Genomic DNA, 22835 nt, shown 5'->3' on the forward strand with positions numbered 1-22835 from the left:
GTCGCTAGATCTCTTCGGGATGAACCGCGTAGCCGGCGTGCTGCAGGTCGGCCGTCAGTGAGGCGACACAGTCCGCCAGTACCGCCTCGTCGGTCGATCTGACCACGAAGTTCGCTCCGACCCGCCCATCGCGAAAGAAGGGGTAGCTGCCGATCTGCACCCCTTCGTGTTTCTTCTCAGCCGCGCGCAGGATGTCAGCGACTTCGCTTTCCGCCACCCAGCAGCCGATGGTCCGCGCGATCAGCGGTGCGCCGCCTTCCAGCGTGCCGGTCAGCGCGTCGAGCATGCCCGCGGTGATATGCGGGACGCCGGCCATGATGAACATGTTGCCGATGCGAATCCCGGGGGCACCGGACATGCGGTTGGGGATCAGTTCGGCGCCCTCGGGCACTCGCGCCATCCGCAGCCGCGCATCGGTGAGCGCGCTGCCGCGGCCGGTGTAGTACCGCTCCAGCATTTCCCGCGCCTGCGGATGGATCACCACCGGCACGCCAAGCGCGGCGGCCACGGCATCGACCGTGATGTCGTCGTGAGTGGGGCCGATGCCTCCGGTGGTGAACAGATAATCGTTGCGGGTCCGCAGGGCATTCACCGCTTCGACGATCCGCCCTTCGACATCCGGCACCACCCGCACTTCGGCGAGGCGGATGCCCTGCACCTGCAGCCAGCTGGCGATCTGGGCGATGTTCTTGTCGTGTGTCCGGCCCGACAGGATCTCGTCGCCGATCACGATCAGCGCAGCGGTCCAGATGCGATCGGGGGTGGTCATCTGCGCGGGCTAGGCGATTTCCGGGTTCTGCCTATTTACTCGGCCGCCTCAAGCTGCTGTCCGGTGGACGTGGCCGCCCGGTCAAACTTGAGCACGCCGTCATCGATGGGCGAGGTGGCCAGCGCCTTGCGGTCGAAGCGATAGTCCTGGTTCAACCGCCATGGCAGGCTGACCGCGCTTTTGGGCATGATGTGCTTGCTGCGCTGGATGTAACCGCTCGAAAAGTCGAACAGGTCTTCCTCGACCAGCCCGTGGTCTTCCGGCAGCGCCGGATCGGCAACGTTCGCCCCAATCGCCTCCATGTGGTTGAGCACCTTGCAGACGAATTCCGAATTGATGTCGGCGCGCAAGGTCCAGCTGGCGTTGAGATACCCGAACACGACGGAGAAGTTCGGCAGGTTCGAGAACATGCAGCCCTTGTAATAGAACCGCTCGCTGAACTCGACCGGCGCGCCGTCCTGGCTGACAGCGATCTTGCCGGCGACGGCCAGCTTGAGACCGGTTGCCGTGACCACGATGTCCGCCGGGATGCGGCGTCCGTCGGTCAGCCGAACCGCATCCTTCTCGAATGCCGCGATATTGCCGGTGACGACTTCGGCCTTGTCCTCGCGGATGGCGGTGAACAGATCGTCGTCCGGCACTAGGCACAGTCGCTGATCCCAGGGGTTGTAAGGCGGGGTCCAGGTGGCCGCATCGTATCGGTCGCCAAGCGAATTCTTGATCCGCTTGTGCAGCGCCTCCTTCACCTTTTCGGGCGCCGAGCGGGCGCGCTTGAAGGCGACGTCCTGCAGCAGCACGTTCTTCCATCGAGTGATGCGGTAGGCGAGCTCTTCCGGCAGGTATTTGCGCAGCGTATTGGCAATTCCGTCCTTCGCCGGGCGGGAGAACATCCACGTCGGCGTGCGCTGGAGCATCGTCACCTTGGCGGCGCGGTCGCTCATGGCCGGGACGATGGTCACGGCAGTCGCGCCAGAGCCGACCACCACGACCCGCTTGCCGCTGTAGTCGAGGTCCTTGGGCCAGAACTGTGGGTGGATCACCTGCCCTTCGAACTGCGACAGATCGAAGCCGGCGTCGTACGGATCGTCGTAATCATAATAGCCCGTGCCGAGGTACAGCCAGTTGGCCGTGGTCGTGGCGCGCTTGCCGCCCTGCTCGTAAGTCACATGCCAGCAGGCTTCATCCGAACGCCAGTCGGCGGCGATGACCTTGCTATCATAGGTGATCTTGTCGCGGATGCCGCGCTGGTCAACGATCCGGTGGAGATAATCGAGGATCGCAGGGCCATCAGCGATCGATTTTTCGTGCTTCCAGGGTTCGAACTTGAACCCGAGCGTGTGCATGTCGCTGTCGGAGCGGATGCCAGGGTAGCGGAAGAGATCCCAGGTACCGCCAAGATCGGATCGCCTTTCGAGCACGGCATAGCTGCGATGCGGACACATCATTTCCAGGTGAGCAGCCATGCCGATGCCGGATATCCCGGCGCCGACGATCAGCACGTCGTGGTCGCACGCGGTCAGGCTCATCACTCTCTCTCCTGGTTGACGCGAACGTAAGCCTTTCCGTTTCAAGGTGCAACGATTCACTCCCGCGCGCAAAACGCGAGCTTGCGGGGGTTGCCTTGGCGGAGAATGGAACGGCGGGCCGGCGCGCCGGCCGAGTAAGTGGCAACCGCGTTGTGGGCTGCTGCGCTCAGCTCGCCCGGACGTGTCTAAGGTAGCCGTCGACCTTGTGGCGCAACGTCGATGCCTGATGCTTCAACTCGCTTGCCGAGCTCAAGACCTGCGATGCGGTGGCCCCGGTAGCCAGCGCGGTTTCCCGCACGTGCACGACGTTGGCGCTCACCTCGCCGGTACCCCGCGCCGCGGTATCGATGTTGCGCGCCAGCTCCTGACCCGCGACCGACTGCTGATCGACCGCCGAAGCGATCGATACGGCCGTCGCCTCCAGCTGTTGCACCTGACCGGAGATGGCCTGCAGCGCGCTGACGCTGTCACCGGTGGAGTTCTGCATGGCGCGAATCTGCGCGGCGATTTCTTCGGTCGCCTTGCTGGTTTGGGCGGCGAGTTCCTTGACTTCGCTGGCCACCACCGCGAACCCGCGGCCCGCCTCGCCGCTGCGCGCGGCCTCGATCGACGCGTTGAGCGCCAGCAGGTTGGTGCGCCGCGCGATGGAGCCGATGAGTTCGACGATTTCCCCGATCTGGTCGGCCGAACAGGCGAGCGCCTTGACCGTTCCGTCCGCTTGTTCCGCCGCGGTCGTCGCCTCCCGCGCCAGCACGGCGGAGTGCGCCGCCTGACGGCTGATCTCGCCGATGGACATGGCGAACTCGTCGCTGGCTGCTGCGGCGGCAGACACGCCGGAAGACGCTTCCGTCATGGAGCGCGAGACGATGTCGATCTGATCGGCCCCATGCTCCGCGGCGGTGGCCATCGAACTGGCGGCGCCCTCAAGCTGAGCGGCTGCCGAAGCCACGGCATTGACCACGTCGCTCACTTCGCGATCGAAATCCGCGCTGAGCTGGAGGAGCATGCGCTTCTGTTCCTCGCGCGCCTTCTTGCGATCCGCGAACATCTCGTCGAGCTTGTAACCCGACTTCACGAACACCTCGAATGCCCGCGCCATGTCCCCGATCTCGTCCGCCCGGTCGAGGTAGCGCAGCTTATGGCCGCGGTTGCCGCTCGCGAGGTCGGCCATGTCACTGGTGAGCTGACGCAGGGGCATCGCCGTGTCGATCAGACTGCGTCGCAAGGCGAGGCCGGTCAGCACCAGCGTAGCCGCCCACAGCACGACGATGGCGAGCATCACGGGCAGGGCGCTCTGGGCGGCGCTGGCGTTCAGAACCGCGACGAAAGAGAACGCGATCAATGTCAGAGCGCCAAGCGGCAGCCCCGCGAGCAGCTTGAACTTCCGATCGAGCGGCAGGTTGTTGAACCAGGTCGGCAGCGGCTGGCGGGATACCTCCCGGTGAACCGCTTCGTCGCCCAGCGTCACGCTCGCGATTTCCGCGTGCAGGGTTCCCGGTTCGAATGTCGTGATTGCGTTCATGCTGCCCTCGTTGCCGTGCGTTTCGCCGGCTTACCCAGATGCCTTGCCACCTGATCGGCGGGCATCGCCTTGTGATACAGCCAGCCCTGGATCTGATCGCACCCCGCGGCGCGGACCAGATCGGCCTGCTCTTCGGTTTCGACCCCCTCGGCGGTCACGTCCATGTTCATGGCCCGGGCGACCGAGATGCTCGACAGCATCATTGCGCGGCTGCCCTCGTCGCTCTGGGCATCCGTCACCAGCGAGCGGTCGATCTTCAGTTTCTCGAACCGGAACTGGCGCAGGAAACCGATCGAGGCATACCCGGTACCGAAATCGTCAAGCGAGATGCTCACGCCAAAATCGCGGATCACGTTCAGGCAGCGCTCCGCCACCACCGGATCGATGACCAGGCAGGTCTCGGTGATTTCCAGCTCCAGTCGTTCCGGCGGAAACCCTGTCTCCTCGAGGATCTGGCCCAACTGGAAGGGGAATTCCGGATTCCGGAGCTGAGCGGCCGAGATGTTGACCGAGAGTTTGATGGTCGGCCACGCGAGTGCGTCCCGGCACGACCGCTCCATCACCCACAGGCCGATCCCGTTGATCAGGCCGGATTCCTCGGCGACGGGAATGAATATGTTGGGGCCGATCTTCTTGCCGTCGGCACGGTCCCAGCGGAGCAGTGATTCCACCGCGACGACTTCGCCGCTGCGGGCATCGACCAGCGGCTGGTAAGCAACCGTGAATTCGCCCTTGGCCAGCGCGCCACGCAGTTCCTCGTCGATCTTCTGCGTCGCCTCCCGGCTTCGGTCGAAGTCGTCGGAAAACCAGGTGCAGCGCATCTTGCCGCCGCGCTTGGACGCGTACATCGCGACATCCGACCGGCGCAGCAATTCGGATGAGCCTAGGCTATCGCGCCCCGTCGAACGCGACAGGCCCACACTTGCGCCAAGCAGGATGCGCCGATCCTCAAGCGGAATCGGCGCTCCCAACCGCTCGATCAGGGTGCGGCAAATGCCTTCCAGAATTGTGCCCGCCACGGGGCCGACCTTGAGCACCGCGAACTCGTCTCCGCCCAGACGATAGCAGCGCGCTTCACCCATGCAGATTTCCTGCAGGATATGAGACACCTCGATCAGCACCTGATCGCCGACGACGTGGCCATAATGGTCGTTGACCAGCTTGAACCCGTCGAGGTCGATCAGCGCGACCGCCACTTCCTCGCCGGGCTTTGCCAGCCGCACAGCATCTTCATGCAGCGCGCGCCGGTTGGGTAGGGCGCTGAGGCTGTCCGTCCGGCTCAGATCTTCCAGCCGGATGACGTGCGTAAGGCCGAACCGGCCCAGCGCGAGAACCGCAGCCGCGTAGATGGCAATGCATATGGCGGCGATCCATGTCGTGGCGATGTGATCGATCTGCGCACCGACAAGCAGCAAGCCCGCGAACATGCCGAAGATGGCCGACAGGATGATCAGCGGCGCGAACACCAGCACACGCGGACCGAGAGCAGACGTGTTGTCTCGTGCGTTCACCAGATTCCCCCCGGCGTCACCCCAGAACAGACGCCGGGGAAGATGCCTAACGTGCATTGCCTAATGAACCGCTAAGCCAGAATTTACCTTCCGATTCCGAGTTTTACCGGCTGAGGCGCGCTGCGCGGAAGGCGGCGGTACAGCCCGCTGGTATCGCAAGCAGCGGAGAACGCGTCCGAATGACCGGTCACCGTTTCGCCTGCGCCGATCATCAGCCATCCGTCAGGCGCAGTTGCCGCGGCCAGGCGCCCAAGTGCTCTTTCACGGTTCACGGCTGCAAAATAGAGCAAGACGTTGCGGCACAAAACCAGGTCGAACCGCTGCGGGTCTGGCGGCGCGTCGAGCAGGTTGCGGCGCTGAAACCGGATCGGCCGGCTGAGTTCGGGGCGCGGACGCCAGCCCTCTGGCGTCTCGGTGAACCAAGAAAGCATCTGCGAAACGCCCAATCCGCGCTGAATTTCGAACTGTGAGTAAACACCGCGCTTCGCGGCTTCGATGGCGCGGCTGGAGATATCGGTCGCCAGAATGTCGATCCGCCATCCCTGCCATCGCTGCGGCTGGTCGGCAAACAGCATCGCAAGCGACAGCGCCTCTTGCCCCGTCGAACAACCGGCGGACCAGATCGATAACCTCCGCGTCTCCGCTCTTTTGCTAGCGAGATCGGGCAGGACTTCCGACGCGAGCAGATCGAACATCAGCCGATCGCGGAAGAAATAGGTCTCGTTGTTCAGCAGCGCTTCGACGACTTCGTGCGTGAGCTTCTCCTCGCGCGCGTCGGCCAGCAGGCAGACGAGCTGATCGAGGTTGGACAAGCCACGCTCGCGGAAAATCCCGGCCAGTGCCGTGTCGATCCGCCAGCGGCGGCTGGCGGTCAACTGCTGACCCGTCCGCGCGAACAGCAGGTCGGCGATGATGCGTTGAGAGACTTCGCTCACGCCCGGGTCGTTTCGATGTTTCGCGCCATGGCAGCGATGCGCGCGGCGATCTGCGCGGGCGGCAAGACCGCGGTGGCCAATCCGGCATCGGCAATCGCGCGGGGCATGCCCCACACGGCGGAGGTGGCCGCGTCCTGGGCAAAGATCGTTCCCCCTGCCGCCACCAATCGGGCGGCTCCTATCGCTCCGTCCCGGCCCATTCCCGACAGCACCGCACCGATGGCTTGCCCGCCTGTTGCATCGGCGAGCGATTCGAACAGCGGATCGACCGAGGGTGTGCAGCCGCTGGGTGCCGCGTGATGGGAAATGCCGGTAACCATCTCATGTCCCTGTCGCCGGACGACCATATGGCCATGGCCGGGCGCAACGTGGATGCGTCCGGCCTGCACCGGTGTGCCCGCATCCGCGACCACCGCCGGGCGGCCCGATGCCGCGGCCAGCTGGCGCGCCAGCGTGTCCATGAAGCTTTCAGGCAGGTGCTGCACCACCAGGATTGGCAAATCGCAGTATCGCGGCAGTGCCGCCAATAGCAGGCACAGCGCGTGAATTCCGCCGGTCGACGCGCCGATGCCGATCGCTTGCGGCACGCCGGCTTCCCGGCGGCGGTGTGCCAGGGGCATGCTTCGGACGACCGATGGCGCGGGGTGGCGGGCGCGGCCTGCCAGTGCGCGGATCTTGCCGATCAGCGCGCGCCCGTATCCCTCATCGAATTCGCCGGCCCGAGGCTTGAGGAGAGTGTCAGCGGCCCCCATCGACAGTGCTTGCAGCGTATGCTCGGCGCCCGCGGCAGTCAGGGACGAGACGACCAGTACCTGTCCGGCACCCGCCAGGTCGAGGATGCGGGGCAGGGCCCCAATGCCGCCCATGCCAGGCATTTCGAGATCCAGCAGGATCACGTCGACCGGCGTTTCCGCCAGTCGCGCAATCGCCATTTCTCCGGTGGTCGCCTTGGCCACGATCTCGCAATCGGCCTCAGCCTCGATAATGCGCGACAAGACGGTGCGGGCGACGAGCGAATCGTCGACAATCATGACCCGGATTGCATCGCGGACAAATCCGCGACCGATCCCGGGCGGTCCGGTCAGCGGGGCCAGCGGGTCCACCTGCGTAGCCTCAGGAAAAACCGACCAGCTGGAGTTTGATCTGCAGCGTTTCGTGGTCGAACGGCTTCATGACGTATTCGTCGGCGCCGGCGCTGATCGCTTCGCGGATGTGAGCGACATCGTTCTCGGTGGTGCAGAAGACCACCTTGGGCCGGTCCCCGCCTTCGCGCTGGCGGAGCTGGACGATGAATTCGATCCCGCTCATCACCGGCATGTTCCAGTCAAGCAGGATGACATCGGGCATCGTTTCGCTGCACCGGTCGAGGCCTTCGCGCCCATTTTCCGCCTCGTCGACGGCAAACCCGAGTTCCTCGAGGATGTGCCGTGAAACCTTGCGGATAACCCGCGAATCATCGACGATCAGGCAGTGCTTCATGGTCGGGGCGATCCTGTTTTTTTGCTTTGTCTGCGGTGCTACGGGCGAGCGGTAACCATCCGATTAAGCGGCGGTCTGCAAAGGTCCTGCGAGCAAAGCTCCCAGATCAATCAGCACAGCCGGTCCGCGGTCGGTTTCGATCAGCCCGGCGCTGACCCGGTCCCAACCGGGACCCGCATCACCGGGCACGGCGGCGGGATTCCCAAGAACCGCGGCGACGTCATCGATGGCATCCACCACCAGGGCATAGCGGTGCCCTGCCTGGTCGACGATCACCGCGCGGGTGCCCGGAGCGGGCATGCCGGACGGAGGAAGTCCGATCGCCGCTGCCGCGTCGATTACGGTCAGCGTGCTCGAGCGCAATGCCGTCAAGCCAAGGACGAACGCCGGCGCCCGGGGGACCACTGAAATTGCCTCCAGTTCCACGACTGACTGGACATCACCGGTGCGAAGTGCCGCCCGCCGATGCCCGATTTCGACAATGACCACGAGCTCGCTCACGCGGCGGCCCTCCCGCTACGCAAGGCGGAAAGCGCGGCGATGAGACCGGCACGGTCGTAGCGGTACAGCGCGCCCGGCAGCTGTTCTGCCTGCGCAGGGTCGGAATACAGCTTGATGACCGATCGCTCGCCCGTTGCGGCCGATCCGCCTTCCGTCTCGATGGCCACGTCCGCGGTTCCTTCAAAGGTTTCGTCGACCACCTTGTACCCGGCGCTCTCAACGAGGGGTGCCAGGATGGTGCGGGCCCAGGGATCGTTGGCCGGCAAACGACACAGCGGGGGATCGAACGCCCGGCTTGGAGCGGCCAGACCGGCGAACAGCCAATGCGTGTCGAGCACCTCGGCGGGCAATCCATCGACCAGTGCCGTACCTTCGGCGGCGCCGGCGGTGCGGGCGGGAGCAATCTCGCCAACGAGTTCGACCGTATCGATTATCCAGTCGATGGCATAGGCGATCTCGCTGTCGCCATCACCTAGGCGCAGCACGCTTAACTGGCCGTGTTCGGGAAGGGCGCCATCGACGCCTGCGAGCGGGTACAGCGCGTCTCCGATGACGACGCGTGGCGGATCGGAGGACAGATCGGCCGCATCGGCGGACACGCGTTCGATGCGGTTGATCGTGCCGAGCCGGACCAGCTTGCGGGTTCCGCCGAGACCAATGAACAGCAGCGCCGGCGTACCGCGCGCCGCTTCGCTCGCGCTCGGCTCCTCGCTGACGCGGCTGCGCCGCTGGGTTTCGCTAAGCAACCGGGCCTTGCGGGCAATTCCGGTAATGTCCAGCATCAGGACGGGGTGGCCATCGTCGAGCAACGTGCTGCCGGCATAGATACCGGTGGCCATGACCGCCGGCGCCAGCGGCTTGATCACCAGTTCCTCGTGATCGAATACGCGATCGACCGCGAGCGCGAATAGCTCTCCGTGCGCCAGACGGATCAGGACGAGGGTGCTGGCTTCAGGATCTGCCGGGTCAGGGAGGCCAAGCTGGCCGGCAAGCGACAGACAGGCGACCCTTCGGCCGCGCACCGTAACCAGCACGCGGTCTCCTGCGCGAGCGAAGTCGATATGGCTCGCGCCGCCGTGCACGATCTCTTCCACGGATGATCGCGGCAGTGCGAACAGGTGTCCTCCAGCCCCGACCGTCAATGACGGAATGATGCTGAGCGTCAGCGGCAGGCTGAGGCCGATGCGGGTGCCTTCTCCCGGCGTGCTGCCGACCTCGATCGTACCTCCCACGCGCTCGATGTTGGCGCGCACGACATCCATGCCGACGCCTCGACCGGAGACCGAGGTGACTTCCAGCGCAGTCGACAGGCCTGGCTCGAAGATCAGGCTGTGGCGCCCTGTTTCGTCGAGCGTTTCCGCGTCCGCCCGCGACAGGGCGCCGGCGGCGATGGCCTTGTCGACCAGGCGTGCGCCGTCGATGCCCCGGCCATCGTCGCTGATGGAGATCATGATCCGGTTACCGCTCTGGCGGGCCGCGATATGCAGCGTGCCGATCTCGCGCTTGCCGGCCGCCAAGCGCTGCGACGGGCGTTCGATACCGTGGTCGATGGCGTTGCGGATGATGTGCGTGAGAGGATCGCGGATCATCTCGATCATCTCGCGATCCAGTTCGACGTCAGCCCCTTCCAGATCGATCATGACCTGCTTGCCGAGCTCTGCAGAAAGGTCGCGCACCAGCCGTGGCAGCGCGCCGAACAGGTGTTCGATGCGTTGCATGCGCATGCGGGTGACCGCTTCGCGAACTTGGTCGAGAATTGTCGAGAGACGTTCGAACGGGCCGTGGACGGATGGATCCACCCCCGCATCGCGCAACCGGCGAGCGAGGTCGTTGCGGGCAAGGACGAGATCGGAAACGCTGCCCATCACCCCGTCGAGCAGGCCGACCGGCAGGCGGATCGAGCGCTGCGCGCTCCCGGAAACCCTGGCTGGATGAGCCCCGTCGTTATCGGACAAGTTGTCGTCCGCAAGGTCCGCGGCGTCGTTGCTGTCGGGCTCCAGCGCGGCGAGCAACACGTCGTCGCCCCTGGCAGGCAATTCCTCGCCTGCCTCGATCGCGTCGACCATGATGGCAATCCGGTCGATGATGGCCAGCACGGCCGTGACCAGCCGCGGACTGACCGATCGCCGGCCGGCGCGGACTTCGGCAAGAGCGTCCTCCGCGCCGTGGCTCAGCGCTTCCAGGCGCGGAAAGTCGAAGAACCCGCAGTTGCCTTTGACCGTGTGCACGAAGCGGAAGATCGCATCGAGCCGCGCCCGGTCGCACGGGTCCGCCTCCCACGCCACCAGCTCGCCGCCGATGGCGGTCAGCATCTCGCGCGTTTCGGCCAGGAATTCGCCCAGCAGATCGTCCATCGGTGCCCCCTTAGCCTTCCACGGGAGCTATGGGGGCTTGATGGTTAACCTCTCGTAAGCGGGCGGCGACCAGCGCTTGAACAAGCGGTGGCCGGGAGGTAGCGCCAAACTGCATGACCGCGCTCACCGTCAACGGCCGCCCCTTGCGCTTCGACGTCGATCCGCGAACCCCGTTGCTATGGGCGCTGCGCGATGCGGCGAACCTGACCGGCACCAAGTACGGCTGCGGAGTGGGAGACTGTCACGCCTGTACCGTGATCGTCGATGGCGAGGCGCTGCGCAGTTGCCTGATTTCGGTCGCCGAGGCGGAGGGGCGCGTGGTGACCACGATCGAGGGGCTGAGCCGCGATCGCAGTCATCCGGTGCAACAGGCTCTGGTGGCGGAGCAGGCGATCCAGTGCGGCTTCTGCACGCCCGGCATCGCCATGGCCGCCGCTGCGCTGCTGTCACGCAACGCCGATCCCTCCGTCGACGAAATCAAGGCGGCGCTTCCCAATCTATGCCGCTGCGGCGTGTATCCCCGGCTGGTGCGCGCGGTTCAGCGGGCGGGGCGGGTTGCGCGGCGCGAGGAGACGGTCAGCGCAGCGCCAGCCCCGGGCATCAGCGCCGAAGATGCGGCCCGCACCGTGCCGGCACTCGATCGCGGAGATTAGGCCGCGACTGCCGATCTCCGCTGTGCAAGCTGAGCGCGCCAGCTTCGTGCGCGCCACCACATGATGATCCCGGTCACCGCCAGCGCCGCGGGCAAAATCCCTCCCAGGAACACGATGATCTGCCATGCGAGTGGCATTTCATTGCCATCGTGGATGCGGCGCATCAGGCGAGCCAGCGTTTCCGGCCGCTCCCCCGTGCCCCGCTCTACGGTCGCCAGGTTGTCCGCTGCTGCGACTTTCACATCCGTGGATTCCTCTCCCACGGTGTCTCCAGCCGCCGGTTGCACGGCGATGGTCCACTCGCTGGCTTTTTCCGTCGGCCACGCGACTGACACCGCCTGTCCTCCAGCTGCCTTCTCCGCCGCATCAACCGCGCCGGCGACGGCTGAGAGCGGTAGCTGCAACGGGGCTGCAAAGCGCCCCGGTCCGCCCGGAGCGCGCTCCGCCTGGGTCGCCTCGAAGCCGGCAAACCACTGGGGGAAGGAGATCCACACCCCCGTCAGAGACAGGACGAACAGCGGCAGCGAGATCCAAAAGCCGAATTGGTAGTGAAGATTGGCGTCCAGGTTCCGATGCCTTTTCCACCGCAGCCCGCGCCTGACACCGCCGGCGAGCGGCCACCACAGCCAGAGGCCGCTGATCGAACTGACCAGCATGGCGACTCCGATCCATCCGACGATCTGCCGCCCCACGCCGGGCACCATGAGGGAACCGTGCAGGACGTGCATCACCTGGAACACGCCTTCGCCACTGCGGGCGGTGTCGAGCACCCTGCCGGTCGGGGGGTCGAGGAACAGCGTCAGGCGTTGCGGCCGGCCTTTTCCGGGCTTGGAGGCGCGAACCGTCACTGGTTCACCAGCCTCTGCCGGCAACTCGATTCTTTGCAGTCGTTCCCCGGGGCCAAGGCGCGCCTGTGCCGCTTGGGCGTATCGGGCCACCGGCAGCACGGAGGTGCCGCTGAGGGCGTAGCGTTCGGGGTTGAGCGCTTTCTCGAGCGGATCGTGCCAGACGAGCGCCGAGCCGGTCAGCGAAATGGGGATGATGACGGCCGCCAGGATCAAACCGATCCACTTGTGCACCTGAAACCAGGCGTTCCGCAAACCAACTTTCGTCATCAGCCACTCCGCTCAAGGCGCAAGCGCTTCGCAGTCCGGCTATTGCAAGTCAATCTCATTTAGAGCATCCGATCGCGATGATGATAAAGATCGAGGGTGTGCTGGACGGCGCAGGCGTAGCTCAGGTGCGTGCGATCGTTGACGCCGCGGAGTGGGTAGACGGGAACGAAACGTCGGGGCACCAATCGAGCGTTGCCAAGCGCAATCGCCAGTTGCCGCAGGGCAGCAAGGCGGCTGCGAGAGCAGGGCAGATCGTCCTGGACGCCGTGGGTCGGGCGCCCGAGTTCATCGCTGCAGCGCTCCCGCTCAAAGTCTTCCCGCCACTCTTCAACCGCTACGAGGGCGGCGAGGCTTTTGGCGCTCACATCGATAACAGCATCCGGGTCGATGCCGGATCTGGTTTCCGCATCCGCAGCGACCTCTCGTGCACCCTCTTTCTTGAGCCGCCAGCGGCTTACGAGGGCGGGGAACTTGTCATCGAGAGTTTGTATGGGGAGCAACGCGTCAAGCTCGCCGCAGGTGACATGGTTCTCTACCCGGCGTCTAGCGTGCATCGGGTCACGCCGGTGACCCGTGGCGCCCGGACAGCGGCGTTTTTCTGGTTGCAGAGCATGGTCCGCGACGATGGCGAACGAGAGCAACTCTACCGCCTGGACCGCACCATCCGTGATCTGTCAGCCGAGCGCGGCACGGACGACCGTGCCGTCATCGAATTGACGGGGCTTTATCACAACTTGCTCCGTCGCTGGGCTGACATCTAGCCACTCCGCATCTCCTGTTGCGAATAATTCTCATTAGCCTTGACTGATCTCGTCGTCTGCGCAACAGCGCGGCCAAAGCAATCACAGGGACAGTTATGAGGCACTATCCGACCGCCGCGACCGGCAGCTTCCTGGCACTGAGCTGCATTGGCTTTATCGCCAGTGCTCCGGCACTTGCTGACGATGCCGAGCAGATCGTCGTGAACGGACAGGGACAGAGCGAGACGTCCTCGCCAAAGAATACCGCACCGCTTGTCGACACCCCGCGGACGATCAGCGTGATCTCCGAAGAGACGATCCAGAACACGGCGTCGTTCTCGATCGAGGATGCGCTGCGGACGGTCCCCGGGATCACGCTGGGTGCCGGCGAGGGCGGCGTATCCAGCGGCGATGTGCCGCTAATCCGCGGCGTCAATTCGACCGGCGACATCTTCGTCGATGGGGTGCGCGATCCCGGCTCGCAGCAGCGGGAGTCGTTCGCGATCGAATCCATTGAGGTGTCCAAGGGGCCGAATGGCCCGATGGCGGGCAGGGGAGGCGCGGGCGGCACGATCAACCTCGTGACCAAGCTGGCACAAGCGGGATCGTTGTCTACCGCTCAGGTGACGGCTGGGACATCGGATCTGATCCGGGTGACGGGCGACGTCAATCGCCAGCTTAGTGACGAAGTCGCGATCCGGGTGGCCGGCATGTATCACGACTCCATGGTCGCCGGCCGCGATCGCGTGTTCGATGATCGCTGGGGTATTGCCCCGTCAGTGACATTCGGCCTGAACGGACCGCTCAGCGCGACGGTCGGGTATTATCATCTCGAGACCGACGGGATGCCCGATTACGGCATTCCGCTGACCTCCCGCCGTCAGTTAAATGCTGACCCGGCCGACCCCGATATTCGCCGGCCCGCGGATGTGGACCGTGACAACTTCTACGGTCTCGTCAACCGCGACTTCCAACGCGGCAAGGTCGACGCGGTCACCGGCAAGGTATCGGCGGAGCTGGCCCCGGGGGTCGTGCTCAGCAGCACCACCCGCTATAGCTGGACCCGCAACAACTACATCGTCACTAACCCCGACGACAGCGCCGGCAATGTCGTTCGCGGTCTGGTCTGGCGCAACATCAAGTCGCGCAATGCCCGCACCGAAGGCGTCGCCAGCAACTTGAACCTGAGCGCCGAAATTGCGACGGGTAGTGTAATCCACAGCCTGGCGGCCGGCGTCGAGTATACCGACACCAGACAGTCGAACGTGCCCTATGTGGTCGCAACCGGAAATCGCGCGTGCACGCCGACGGACATCGCGGCGTTCAATTGCACCGATCTGTTCGCGCCGAACCCGAGCGATCCGTGGTCAGGCACGATCACGGCGAGCCCCAACGTGAGCTCCGCCGCGGTCCGGGACACGAGCGCCTATCTGTTCGATACCGTCACCTTGATACCCGAACTGCTGCTCAGCGGCGGAGTTCGCTGGACGGATTACTCCGCGCGCGCCACGGGCTTCACCAGCGGCGTGCCGTTCAGCGCCGCGAGTGGCGGCGATTTCTGGTCGTACCAGCTTGGCGCGATCGCAAAACCGAGCGCCAACACCAGCCTTTACGTGTCATACGGCAACTCCAAGTCCCCCCCTGGCGCATCGGCGGGTGAGGGTGAGGACGCGTTGAACCTGGTCACCGAATTACAGCGACCTCAAGGCACCGAAAGCTGGGAAGCGGGCGCAAAGGCAGAGGTATTTGGCGGTAACCTGCTGCTGGCTGGTGCTATGTTCCAGATTGATCGCAGCAACATACAGCAGACTGATCCCACCGGCGCCGTGACCGAAGTCTTCGCCGCCGCCCGGACCCGCGGCTTCGAATTGAGCGCGAGCGGACGCGCGGGCCCCGTTACCATGCTGGTCGGCTACACCTATCTCGACGCAAAGCTTCCTGACGATGCGCCCGCGAACGCTGGCAATGCCTTGCCGCAAACCCCGAAGCACAATCTGGCGGCGACGATCGCCTGGCAAGCGACCCCGCAACTAAGCATCGGCGGCGGTGCCTATGGCGCTTCGCGGCGTTATGCCGATCCGGCGAACCTGATCTCCGCGGGCGGGTATCTGCGGTTCGATGCGCACGCGCAGTATCAGATCAGCGACCATTTCTCCGTCCGTGTGAACCTCAACAACGTGACCGACGAGCGCTATTTCGTGAAACTGCGCAACCCGCATTTCGCAGTACCGGCGGACGGTCGTCAGGCGCTGGTGACGCTGGTCGCGCGTTACTGATCTTGCCATAATGCCCGTCGGAGGAATGCGGTGAAAGCAACCATTTGGCACAACCCGGAGTGCGGCAAATCGCGCGCGACCCTCGCGATCCTGCAAGCGCGTGATGGGGTGGACCTCGAGGTGATCGAGTATCTCAGGAACCCGCCGACACGCGCGAAGCTCGCACAGCTTTACCGCAGCGCCGGTATGGCGCCGCGCGAGGGCGTGCGCACGTTCAAGACCGATGCGGAGGAGCGCGGACTACTATCCGCCGACGATGACACCGTACTGGATGCCATGGTCGCCGAGCCGCGGCTGATCGAGCGCCCGCTGGTCGAAACCGACAAGGGCGTGCGGCTGTGCCGTCCTCCAGAAACGGTCGAGGAAATCCTCTAGCGGGGTGCTTCGAGCACCTCGTCGTTTGCGAGGGATTTCCACCCGACGACGAACACCACGGCGCACATCGCGCAGATCGCGAAGAAGCCGATCCATGCGTGATGGCCGTAGAGCCACACCCCCAGCGGCGCCGCGATCACATACGCGGCGCCGTTGACCGAGGCGACGATGCCTCCGATCTGTCCTTGCTCCGCCCGGGTCACCGCCAGCGAGGCGCCTGCCGTGAAACCCGGGCGGTAGAGACCAAACCCGAGCGAGGCGATCGCCATGCCCAGCGATATCGAATGGAGGTTGGCGGACAACGCGAACACCAGGATGCCGACGATCGACAGCGCCATTCCCCATAAGGTAGAACTGCGCGGGCCGAGCTTGAGCATCGGAATCAGGCCCCACTGGGCCAGCAACGTCGCGATCGCGCCGCACATCAGCACCAGCCCGATCGAGCCGGTACCTGCAGCTGGAGTGTCCCTCAGGCCTAAGCGGTCGAGGATGAAGAAGCCCACGATGCCAAGGAATGCGGCCTGCGCGTGCCCGCCGACCAGGCCCGCCACGAGCCAGGGCCGCAGCCGGGGATCGCGCCACGACAGGTTTGGGATGGCCGGCTGATCCGCGGTGCCGGCCAGGCTGTCTTCGTCAGCCTCCTGCGGACGGGGATTGGAATTGGACCCATAGGGAGCGCCGACCACCTCGCTGCGGGCAGGAAACATCGGGTCGTCATTGGGCAGGGTCACGCGCAAGGCGACCAGCACCACCAGCGCGAGCAGCGCGAAGGCAAAGAAAGGGCCCGGCAGACCGGTGGCCGGAAACACCAGCAGCGGTGCCAGCGCCGGGCCGATGACGGTGCCCAGGCCAAAGCTCGACGCGATCAGCGCCATCGCCTGCGTCCGCTCCGCACGCGGCGTACGGCTGGCCACATAGGCCTGTACGGCCGGAGGAGCAGCAGAGCCGAACCCGCCGTAGAGGCTGCGCGCCGCAGCGAACAGCAACAAGGTCCACAGCGCAGGCAGCAGGCCGGACAGTCCGAACCACAGGATGACGCCGCACAGGGCAAAGCTGGAGATGAAGCCGATCAGGCCGAGCGCCATCATTGCCTTGCGGCCTCGCCGGTCGGATCGGCGGGCCCATACCGGCGCGCACACGACCCACAACAGGGCGGACCAGGTATAGGCGAGGCTGATCCAGACGTCCGCCACACCCAGTTCGGTGCCGATCGACGGCATCACCGATTGCATCGCCGTGTTGCCCGCGGCGGTCACCAGCATGACCATGAACAGCAGCGCCATGCGCTCCCTTGAGATGGGCTTGCGCACCGCGTCGGCTTCGGCAGCCGCGGCGTGGAGGTCAGGGTCGCGCTCGCTCATCTTCGCGGGGCTAGCGTTCGTCCGCAGCGCTTGCAATGCGCCTGCTAAACTGTCAGTGGCGCGCGCTTGAATTCGGCCCCCCGGTGGGGCGTAGACAGGGCGCGCAAGCTTTGACCCCTCCCAATGAGTTGGCAATTCGCCGCCAAGAAAGCTTCGGCCAGCGCGCGACGCGTTTCTTCGGCCAGTGGGGCGTGTTCTTTCGGGGGTTCGTCGAACATCCCAAGATGGTCGGCTCGATCATCCCGTCATCAGGCTTCACGATCGCCAAGATGCTGGCCCCGGTCAAATGGGATGAGTGCCAGGTGTTCGTCGAGTACGGGCCCGGTGTCGGCACCTTCTGCCGACCGGTGCTCGAACGGATGCGGCGCGACGGCACCCTGATCGTGATCGACACCAACCCGCTGTACATCGACTATTTGAAGCGGACGATCACCGACGGACGCTTCAAGGCGGTGCTGGGCAGCGCCTCGGACGTGGAGGAAATCGTGCGCGCGCACGGGTTCGATCACGCCGACTATGTGCTTTCGGGTTTGCCGTTTTCGACCCTGCCGGACGGCATTGGCCCGGCGATCGCGGCGGCGACTCACCGCATCCTGCGTCCGGGCGGCGCCTTTCTGGTCTACCAGTTCAGCGCCGCCGCGCGCGATTTCATGGCGAAGCATTTTCGCCATATCGACAGCGGGTTCGAGCCCTTGAACGTTCTTCCCTGTCGCCTGTTCTGGGGCTGGAAGGACTGACCTTTCAGTCGAAGGTTTCGTGCAGTGCTTCGCCGGAAGTGCCGGCGAGCTGGCGATAGATCGCGGCGATCACGCCCAGGAAGATGACGTAGAACACGGCGTTGACCAGGCCGGATACGAGCGCCTGTCCGATCACCGCGGCCTCTGCGCCAGCGAGCGCAAACAGCAGGCCCAATATCATGCTGAACACGCCGCCGACGATCATCACGGCGACGAACAGCAGGAAGATGAACAGGAATATCCTGAGCGAATTACCCTTGGTCAGTTGCCAGGAACGACTGAGGGCGCTGATCGGATTGGCCTGCCGCTCGATCGCGATGACTGCCGGGGTCAGCAGGAATTTCACGAACAGGTAAACGAACGCGATCACCGCGCCGATGCCGAGCACGACGCCGGCGGCGGCGGAAGCGCCCGCACCGACCGCAATCGGCACCAGCAACAGCAATCCGAACACCACGCCCATCAGCAATTGCGCGCCGAAGTAGGGAAGGAACAGCCGCGCCCCGCTCGCCAGCGCGGCGCCAACCGTGGGTCGGCTGCGGTCGGTCAGCAGGGTCAGCAGACCCAGCATGCCGATCCCCTGGATCACCATGAACAACAGAATGACCCACCAGACATCGCCGTAGAAGGTCATCATCGCCGCGCCCATCGCATCGGGATCCGGGTTGGATGATTGCGCAGCCTCCAGCGCGTTCATCTGGTTCATGAACAGCAGCATGAACGCAAGGTAGGGCAGAAAGAAGAACACCCCCGCGACGATCGTGATCACCTGCCGGTTGGCCGAGATCAGGCGCAACGCCTCGTTCCACGCCGCGCTCATGTCGAATTTCATCGGGCTATCTCTCCTGCGCGCTGTTGAAGGTCTTGATAACCGGCGCGCACCGTCCCACGCAACGATGATGTCCACAGGACTTGCAGCTGATATCGAATGGCGCACATCGGTCGCGCGCGTACCCTATCGCGATGCTCTGGCGGAGATGGATGAACGCAACCGCGCGATTGCCGCTGGAAATGCGCGCGAGCTGGTGTGGTTGCTCGAGCATCCGCCGGTCTACACCGCGGGGACGAGCGCCGCCGGCGACGAACTGCTCGATCCCCGGTTCGAGGTGGTCGAGGCGGGCCGCGGAGGGCGCTACACCTATCACGGTCCGGGGCAGCGGGTCGGCTATGTCCTGCTCGATCTTGGTCAGCGCGGACGGGATGTGCGTGCGTACGTCCACGCGCTGGAGGGCTGGGTTATTGACACCCTCCGCGATGTCGGTCTGGAGTCCTGGCGCGCTCCGGGCCGGGTTGGCATCTGGACCCGCGACGTCGACGGCTCGGAAGCAAAGATCGGCGCGATCGGGGTGCGCGTGCGGCGATGGGTCACCATGCACGGGTTCTCGGTCAACCTGGCGCCTGACCTTGCCCACTTCGGCGGGATCGTCCCTTGCGGGATCGCCGAATTCGGCGTCACGAGCTTGGCGAGGCTCGGCATCGATCTTGCGCCCGAGGCCTTCGATGCGGCATTGCTCGCCCGCGCCGGCGATTTCCTTGCCGCGCTGAAGCCGTGCGAGAACCGTTGATGTTGCCGAGCCGCCTGTCCCTTTCCCTGCTGGCACTCACGATGCTTTCCGCTTGCGGCGATCAAAAGAGTGACGAGCCCGAACGCAAGACCGCCGCGGGCGAAGTGCTGGGCGGGTCGATCAGCGACTCCATGTTGCCGCTCGACACGGTGCAGTCGCAAAGCCCGCCCCTGCGCGAGAGCGCTGCGGACGACAGCGGGGCCGGTCCATCCGAAGCGGCAGACGACGACGAGGAGGAGGAGGAAGCCCCCGCCCCGTCATCATCGCCGTCTTCGTCGGAAACCGCTCCGGCCGCACCGCCGGCCGAAGTGGACTGAGACTCAGCCGGCGACCGCCGCCGGTTGCTGTTCCATCGCCGGGTAGTCGATGTAGCCAGCCGGGCCAGGCAAGTACCAGCTAGCGGGTACGTTGACGTTCGGCGCCCATTCCGCGCCCGCGCGGATGCGTTCGGCAAGGTCGGGGTTGGAGATGTAGGGCCGGCCAAAGGCGATCGCGTCAGCGCGGCCGCTCTTCACGTCCGCTTCTGCGCTCTCGGCCGTATAGTCGCTGTTGAGCACCAGCGGCCCGGAATAGATCGCGCGGATCACGCCATCCTGCTGCGGCACGTCGGTCTGGCCAAAGGTGCCCTCTGGCCCCGGCTGACGCAGTTCCACGAAGCCGAGCTTCAGGTCCTGGCAGACCTGCGCCGCCGCGGCGAAGGTGGTTGCCGGATCACTGTCGTCGCACCCCTGCGTCTCTCCGTTTGGTGACAGTCGCACGCTGACCCGATCAGCGCCCCAGACATCGACCAGCGCTGAGAGCACTTCGCGCAGGAAGCGGGTGCGGTTTTCGGCGCTCCCGCCGTATTCGTCGGTCCGCAGGTTGGTTGCATCGCGCAGGAATTGATCCACCAGATAGCCGTTCGCGCCGTGGAGTTGGACGCCATCGAATCCGGCGGCCTGCGCGTTCTCCCCCGCCTTGCGATAGTCGGCAACGACGCGGGCGATGTCGTCCTTGGTCAACTCACGCGCGGGCTGGTAGTCCTGCCGGCCGGTGGGCGTGTGGGCGTGGCCCGGCGCGCACGTCGCGCTGGCGGAGACCGGCGGGTTGCCGCCGAGGAAATCCGGGTGCACCAGTCGGCCCATATGCCACAGCTGAAGCACGATCTTGCCCCCGGCATCGTGGACTGCCTGGGTGATCGGCTGCCAGCCGGCGACCTGTTCGTCGCTCCAGATGCCCGGAGCGGCGGGCCAGCCCGACCCTTCGACGCTGATGCCGGTCGCTTCGCTGATGATCAGGCCGGCGCCGGCGCGCTGGCGATAGTATTCCAGCATCATGTCGTTGGGCACCGAGCCCGGCTGGCTGGATCGACCGCGGGTGAGCGGCGCCATCAATATCCGGTTGCTGGCGCGGATTGCTCCCAGATCGATCGGCTGGAACAGGGCTTCGTGCATCGATGGCGATCCTTTTCGCTGGTTTCGTTTCGCAACCGAGCTAGGGGGCGCGCGTGAGCAGCGCAACCGACCCGGCAGACAAGAAAGAGTATCGTGCCGGCGCGTGGCACTTGGCCGCGCTGATCGGCGGCAATGCCGCGCTGGCGCTTGGGCCATGGCTGGTCCGCCTCACCGACACCGGGCCGGTGGCGGCGGGGTTCTGGCGGATGCTGTTGCCGTTGCCGCTGTTCGCCTGGCTCGCGTGGCGGGAGCGGGCGACGTGGACCGCCAGCGCCCGCACCGTGTGGCTGCTGCTGGCGGCGGGCGCATTCTTCGCGGCCGATCTGGCCAGCTGGCATATCGGGATCGAGCAGACCCGGTTGGGCAACGCGACGCTGTTCGGCAACGCGGGCAGCCTGCTGCTGGTGATCTGGGGCGTGATCGCGCTGCGGCGGGCGCCGAGCCGGCCGGAGATACTGGCGCTGGCCGCGGCGTTTGGCGGGGCGGCCATTCTGCTGGGCCGCAGCCTGGAAATCTCGACGACTTCGCTTATCGGCGATCTCCTGTGCCTGCTCGCGGGCGTGTTCTACGTGTTCTACCTGGTCCCGGCGCAGCGCGCGCGAGAGACGCTGGGGCAGTGGAGCGTGCTGGCGCTGGTGTGCGCCGCTGCCGCGCCGCCGCTGCTTCTGATCGCACTGGTCCGGGGGGAGCCGGTGCTGCCCGGCGGGGCGGGGTGGCTTCCGGTCGTCGCGCTGGCGATCAGCAGCCAGATCGTGGGACAGGGGCTGCTGGTCTTCGCCCTCAAGCATTTCTCCCCGCTGATCATCGGGATGGCCTTGCTGACCCAACCGGCGCTGGCTGCGGTTGTCGGCTGGCTGGCGTTCGGCGAAACGCTCGGCGCGCTTGACCTTGCGGGCATGGCACTGGTCAGCGCGGCGTTGGTCCTCGCCCGCGCCAAGGCCCCCGGCGGAGCCCCTCGCGCCCGGGCCTAGCGCGCGCCGAGGTCGCCCAGACCGATCGTGCCGCTCGCCATTTCAAGCATCCGGTCGAGGCTGCGCTTCGCATCCAACCGCAAGCCTTCCTCGATCTCGATCCGCGGCTCCAGATCACGCAGCGCGGCGTAGAGCTTCTCCATCGTGTTCAGGGCCATGTACGGGCAGATGTTGCAGCTGCAGTTGCCGTCCGCGCCCGGAGCGCCGATGAAGTTCTTTTCCGGCAGCGCTAGCTCCATCTGGTGGATGATGTGCGGCTCGGTCGCGACGATCAGCGTGTCGCCGGGAAACGTCTTGGCGAATTGCAGGATGCCGCTGGTCGAGCCGACGTAATCCGCGTGCTCCACGATCGTCGGCGGGCATTCGGGGTGCGCGGCGACCGGCGCGCCGGGGTGCTGCGCCTTGAGCTTCAACAGCTCGGTCTCGCTGAACGCTTCGTGCACGATGCACACGCCCGGCCACAGCAGCATCTCGCGCCCGAACTTGCGCGACAGGTAGCCGCCCAGGTGCCGGTCGGGCCCAAAGATGATCTTCTGTTCGGGCGGGATCTGGCTGATGATGGTTTCCGCCGACGAGCTGGTGACGATCACGTCCGACAGCGCCTTCACCTCGATCGAGGAGTTGATGTAGGTCAGCGCGATGTGGTCGGGGTGCGCCTCGCGGAACGCCTTGAACTTCGCGGGCGGGCACGAATCTTCCAGGCTGCACCCGGCATCCATGTCGGGCAGGACGACTACCTTTTGCGGGGACAGGATCTTGGCCGTGTCGGCCATGAACTTCACCCCGCAGAACGCGATCACGTCAGCGTCGGTCTCCGCCGCCTTGCGCGACAGTTCAAGCGAATCCCCGACGAAGTCGGCGATGTCTTGGATCGCGGGCGTCTGATAATAATGCGCCAGGATTACCGCGTTGCGTTCCTTGCGCAGACGGTCGATCTCGGTGAGCAGGTCGTCGCCGGCGAGCGGGATGCGGGTCTGGTCGGTCATCGGAATCCTTGACGCTGGGGCGCGAA

22 protein-coding genes are annotated in these 22835 nt (G+C 65.5%); 8 read left to right on the forward strand and 14 right to left on the reverse strand.

What is annotated here, in order from left to right; all coding sequences use genetic code 11:
• Positions 1–4 precede the first annotated feature (4 nt).
• From E0504_RS02305 to E0504_RS02345, 9 genes are all read right to left on the reverse strand, one after another.
• A complete protein-coding gene (locus E0504_RS02305; protein ID WP_131621485.1) occupies positions 5–769 on the reverse strand; it encodes a molybdopterin-binding protein in 765 nt (254 codons plus the stop codon).
• 35 nt (positions 770–804) lie between these two features.
• Complete coding sequence (locus E0504_RS02310; RefSeq protein ID WP_131621486.1) at positions 805–2295, reverse strand: NAD(P)/FAD-dependent oxidoreductase; 1491 nt, start codon at positions 2293–2295, stop codon at positions 805–807.
• A gap of 166 nt (positions 2296–2461) precedes the next feature.
• A complete protein-coding gene (locus tag E0504_RS02315; protein ID WP_207912096.1) occupies positions 2462–3817 on the reverse strand; it encodes a methyl-accepting chemotaxis protein in 1356 nt (451 codons plus the stop codon).
• Positions 3814–5328 (reverse strand): bifunctional diguanylate cyclase/phosphodiesterase, encoded by a 1515-nt coding sequence (locus E0504_RS02320; protein ID WP_207912097.1) that lies wholly within the window; start codon positions 5326–5328, stop codon positions 3814–3816. The genes E0504_RS02315 and E0504_RS02320 overlap by 4 nt, the downstream gene beginning before the upstream one ends.
• 83 nt (positions 5329–5411) lie before the next feature.
• Positions 5412–6263, reverse strand: coding sequence for a protein-glutamate O-methyltransferase CheR (locus E0504_RS02325; protein WP_207912098.1), 852 nt, complete (start codon positions 6261–6263; stop codon positions 5412–5414).
• Positions 6260–7366, reverse strand: coding sequence for a chemotaxis-specific protein-glutamate methyltransferase CheB (gene cheB, locus E0504_RS02330; protein WP_207912099.1), 1107 nt, complete (start codon positions 7364–7366; stop codon positions 6260–6262). Before cheB ends, E0504_RS02325 begins: the two co-directional genes overlap by 4 nt.
• A gap of 10 nt (positions 7367–7376) precedes the next feature.
• Positions 7377–7742, reverse strand: coding sequence for a PleD family two-component system response regulator (locus E0504_RS02335; RefSeq protein ID WP_131621488.1), 366 nt, complete (start codon positions 7740–7742; stop codon positions 7377–7379).
• Between the two features lie 63 nt (positions 7743–7805).
• On the reverse strand, positions 7806–8243 hold the full coding sequence (locus E0504_RS02340) for a chemotaxis protein CheW (protein ID WP_131621490.1): 438 nt from the start codon (positions 8241–8243) through the stop codon (positions 7806–7808).
• A complete protein-coding gene (locus E0504_RS02345; RefSeq protein ID WP_131621492.1) occupies positions 8240–10597 on the reverse strand; it encodes a chemotaxis protein CheA in 2358 nt (785 codons plus the stop codon). The genes E0504_RS02340 and E0504_RS02345 overlap by 4 nt, the downstream gene beginning before the upstream one ends.
• A gap of 113 nt (positions 10598–10710) precedes the next feature.
• Here E0504_RS02345 and E0504_RS02350 point away from each other — a divergent pair, with 113 nt between their 5' ends.
• The gene (locus E0504_RS02350) at positions 10711–11250 is read left to right on the forward strand and encodes a (2Fe-2S)-binding protein (protein ID WP_131621494.1); all 540 of its coding nucleotides are present in this window, start codon (positions 10711–10713) and stop codon (positions 11248–11250) included.
• On the opposite strand, the gene E0504_RS02355 is transcribed toward E0504_RS02350, so the two are convergent.
• On the reverse strand, positions 11247–12365 hold the full coding sequence (locus E0504_RS02355) for a PepSY domain-containing protein (RefSeq protein WP_131621496.1): 1119 nt from the start codon (positions 12363–12365) through the stop codon (positions 11247–11249). The two genes, E0504_RS02350 and E0504_RS02355, sit on opposite strands and share 4 nt — an antisense overlap.
• 77 nt (positions 12366–12442) lie before the next feature.
• Here E0504_RS02355 and E0504_RS02360 point away from each other — a divergent pair, with 77 nt between their 5' ends.
• From E0504_RS02360 to arsC, 3 genes are all read left to right on the forward strand, one after another.
• Positions 12443–13126: a Fe2+-dependent dioxygenase gene (locus E0504_RS02360; RefSeq protein WP_131621498.1), complete on the forward strand. Its 684-nt coding sequence runs from the start codon at positions 12443–12445 to the stop codon at positions 13124–13126.
• A gap of 95 nt (positions 13127–13221) precedes the next feature.
• Positions 13222–15381, forward strand: a complete 2160-nt coding sequence (locus tag E0504_RS02365) for a TonB-dependent siderophore receptor (RefSeq protein WP_131621500.1) — start codon at positions 13222–13224, stop codon at positions 15379–15381.
• Positions 15382–15411: 30 nt separating this feature from the next.
• Entirely contained in the window at positions 15412–15756 is a 345-nt protein-coding gene (gene arsC, locus E0504_RS02370) for an arsenate reductase (glutaredoxin) (protein WP_131621502.1), read from the forward strand.
• On the opposite strand, the gene E0504_RS02375 is transcribed toward arsC, so the two are convergent.
• Positions 15753–17117: an MFS transporter gene (locus tag E0504_RS02375; RefSeq protein ID WP_207912100.1), complete on the reverse strand. Its 1365-nt coding sequence runs from the start codon at positions 17115–17117 to the stop codon at positions 15753–15755. The genes arsC and E0504_RS02375 overlap by 4 nt on opposite strands.
• A 128-nt stretch (positions 17118–17245) precedes the next feature.
• Between E0504_RS02375 and E0504_RS02380 the strand changes: the two genes are divergently transcribed.
• Positions 17246–17854 carry a class I SAM-dependent methyltransferase gene (locus E0504_RS02380; protein ID WP_131621653.1) on the forward strand — a complete coding sequence of 203 codons (609 nt, stop codon included), beginning with the start codon at positions 17246–17248 and terminating at the stop codon, positions 17852–17854.
• 4 nt (positions 17855–17858) lie between these two features.
• Here E0504_RS02380 and E0504_RS02385 read toward each other — a convergent pair whose 3' ends face one another.
• On the reverse strand, positions 17859–18686 hold the full coding sequence (locus tag E0504_RS02385; protein ID WP_131621504.1) for a glycerophosphoryl diester phosphodiesterase membrane domain-containing protein: 828 nt from the start codon (positions 18684–18686) through the stop codon (positions 17859–17861).
• Positions 18687–18753: 67 nt separating this feature from the next.
• Between E0504_RS02385 and lipB the strand changes: the two genes are divergently transcribed.
• On the forward strand, positions 18754–19419 hold the full coding sequence (gene lipB, locus E0504_RS02390; RefSeq protein WP_131621655.1) for a lipoyl(octanoyl) transferase LipB: 666 nt from the start codon (positions 18754–18756) through the stop codon (positions 19417–19419).
• Entirely contained in the window at positions 19419–19736 is a 318-nt protein-coding gene (locus E0504_RS02395; RefSeq protein ID WP_207912103.1) for a hypothetical protein, read from the forward strand. Before lipB ends, E0504_RS02395 begins: the two co-directional genes overlap by 1 nt.
• Positions 19737–19739: 3 nt before the next feature.
• Here the strand turns inward: E0504_RS02395 and E0504_RS02400 are convergent, their stop codons facing one another.
• Positions 19740–20852, reverse strand: coding sequence for an alkene reductase (locus E0504_RS02400; protein WP_131621509.1), 1113 nt, complete (start codon positions 20850–20852; stop codon positions 19740–19742).
• Between the two features lie 53 nt (positions 20853–20905).
• Between E0504_RS02400 and E0504_RS02405 the strand changes: the two genes are divergently transcribed.
• Positions 20906–21823 carry a DMT family transporter gene (locus tag E0504_RS02405; protein ID WP_131621511.1) on the forward strand — a complete coding sequence of 306 codons (918 nt, stop codon included), beginning with the start codon at positions 20906–20908 and terminating at the stop codon, positions 21821–21823.
• Here the strand turns inward: E0504_RS02405 and nadA are convergent.
• Positions 21820–22809 (reverse strand): quinolinate synthase NadA, encoded by a 990-nt coding sequence (gene nadA, locus E0504_RS02410; protein ID WP_131621513.1) that lies wholly within the window; start codon positions 22807–22809, stop codon positions 21820–21822. The genes E0504_RS02405 and nadA overlap by 4 nt on opposite strands.
• Positions 22810–22835: the final 26 nt, after the last annotated feature.

The sequence above is a fragment of the Parafrankia sp. BMG5.11 genome (assembly GCF_004337455.1).

Bases quoted from the DNA above. Each gene is read 5' to 3' on its own strand.
- E0504_RS02305 (WP_131621485.1), bottom strand. From the start codon at position 769: ATGACCACCCCCGATCGCATCTGGACCGCTGCGCTGATCGTGATCGGC.
- E0504_RS02310 (WP_131621486.1), bottom strand. From the start codon at position 2,295: ATGAGCCTGACCGCGTGCGACCACGACGTGCTGATCGTCGGCGCCGGG.
- E0504_RS02315 (WP_207912096.1), bottom strand. From the start codon at position 3,817: ATGAACGCAATCACGACATTCGAACCGGGAACCCTGCACGCGGAAATC.
- E0504_RS02335 (WP_131621488.1), bottom strand. From the start codon at position 7,742: ATGAAGCACTGCCTGATCGTCGATGATTCGCGGGTTATCCGCAAGGTT.
- E0504_RS02345 (WP_131621492.1), bottom strand. From the start codon at position 10,597: ATGGACGATCTGCTGGGCGAATTCCTGGCCGAAACGCGCGAGATGCTG.
- E0504_RS02350 (WP_131621494.1), top strand. From the start codon at position 10,711: ATGACCGCGCTCACCGTCAACGGCCGCCCCTTGCGCTTCGACGTCGAT.
- E0504_RS02355 (WP_131621496.1), bottom strand. From the start codon at position 12,365: ATGACGAAAGTTGGTTTGCGGAACGCCTGGTTTCAGGTGCACAAGTGG.
- E0504_RS02360 (WP_131621498.1), top strand. From the start codon at position 12,443: ATGATGATAAAGATCGAGGGTGTGCTGGACGGCGCAGGCGTAGCTCAG.
- E0504_RS02365 (WP_131621500.1), top strand. From the start codon at position 13,222: ATGAGGCACTATCCGACCGCCGCGACCGGCAGCTTCCTGGCACTGAGC.
- E0504_RS02375 (WP_207912100.1), bottom strand. From the start codon at position 17,117: ATGAGCGAGCGCGACCCTGACCTCCACGCCGCGGCTGCCGAAGCCGAC.
- E0504_RS02385 (WP_131621504.1), bottom strand. From the start codon at position 18,686: ATGAAATTCGACATGAGCGCGGCGTGGAACGAGGCGTTGCGCCTGATC.
- lipB (WP_131621655.1), top strand. From the start codon at position 18,754: ATGTCCACAGGACTTGCAGCTGATATCGAATGGCGCACATCGGTCGCG.
- E0504_RS02395 (WP_207912103.1), top strand. From the start codon at position 19,419: ATGTTGCCGAGCCGCCTGTCCCTTTCCCTGCTGGCACTCACGATGCTT.
- E0504_RS02400 (WP_131621509.1), bottom strand. From the start codon at position 20,852: ATGCACGAAGCCCTGTTCCAGCCGATCGATCTGGGAGCAATCCGCGCC.
- nadA (WP_131621513.1), bottom strand. From the start codon at position 22,809: ATGACCGACCAGACCCGCATCCCGCTCGCCGGCGACGACCTGCTCACC.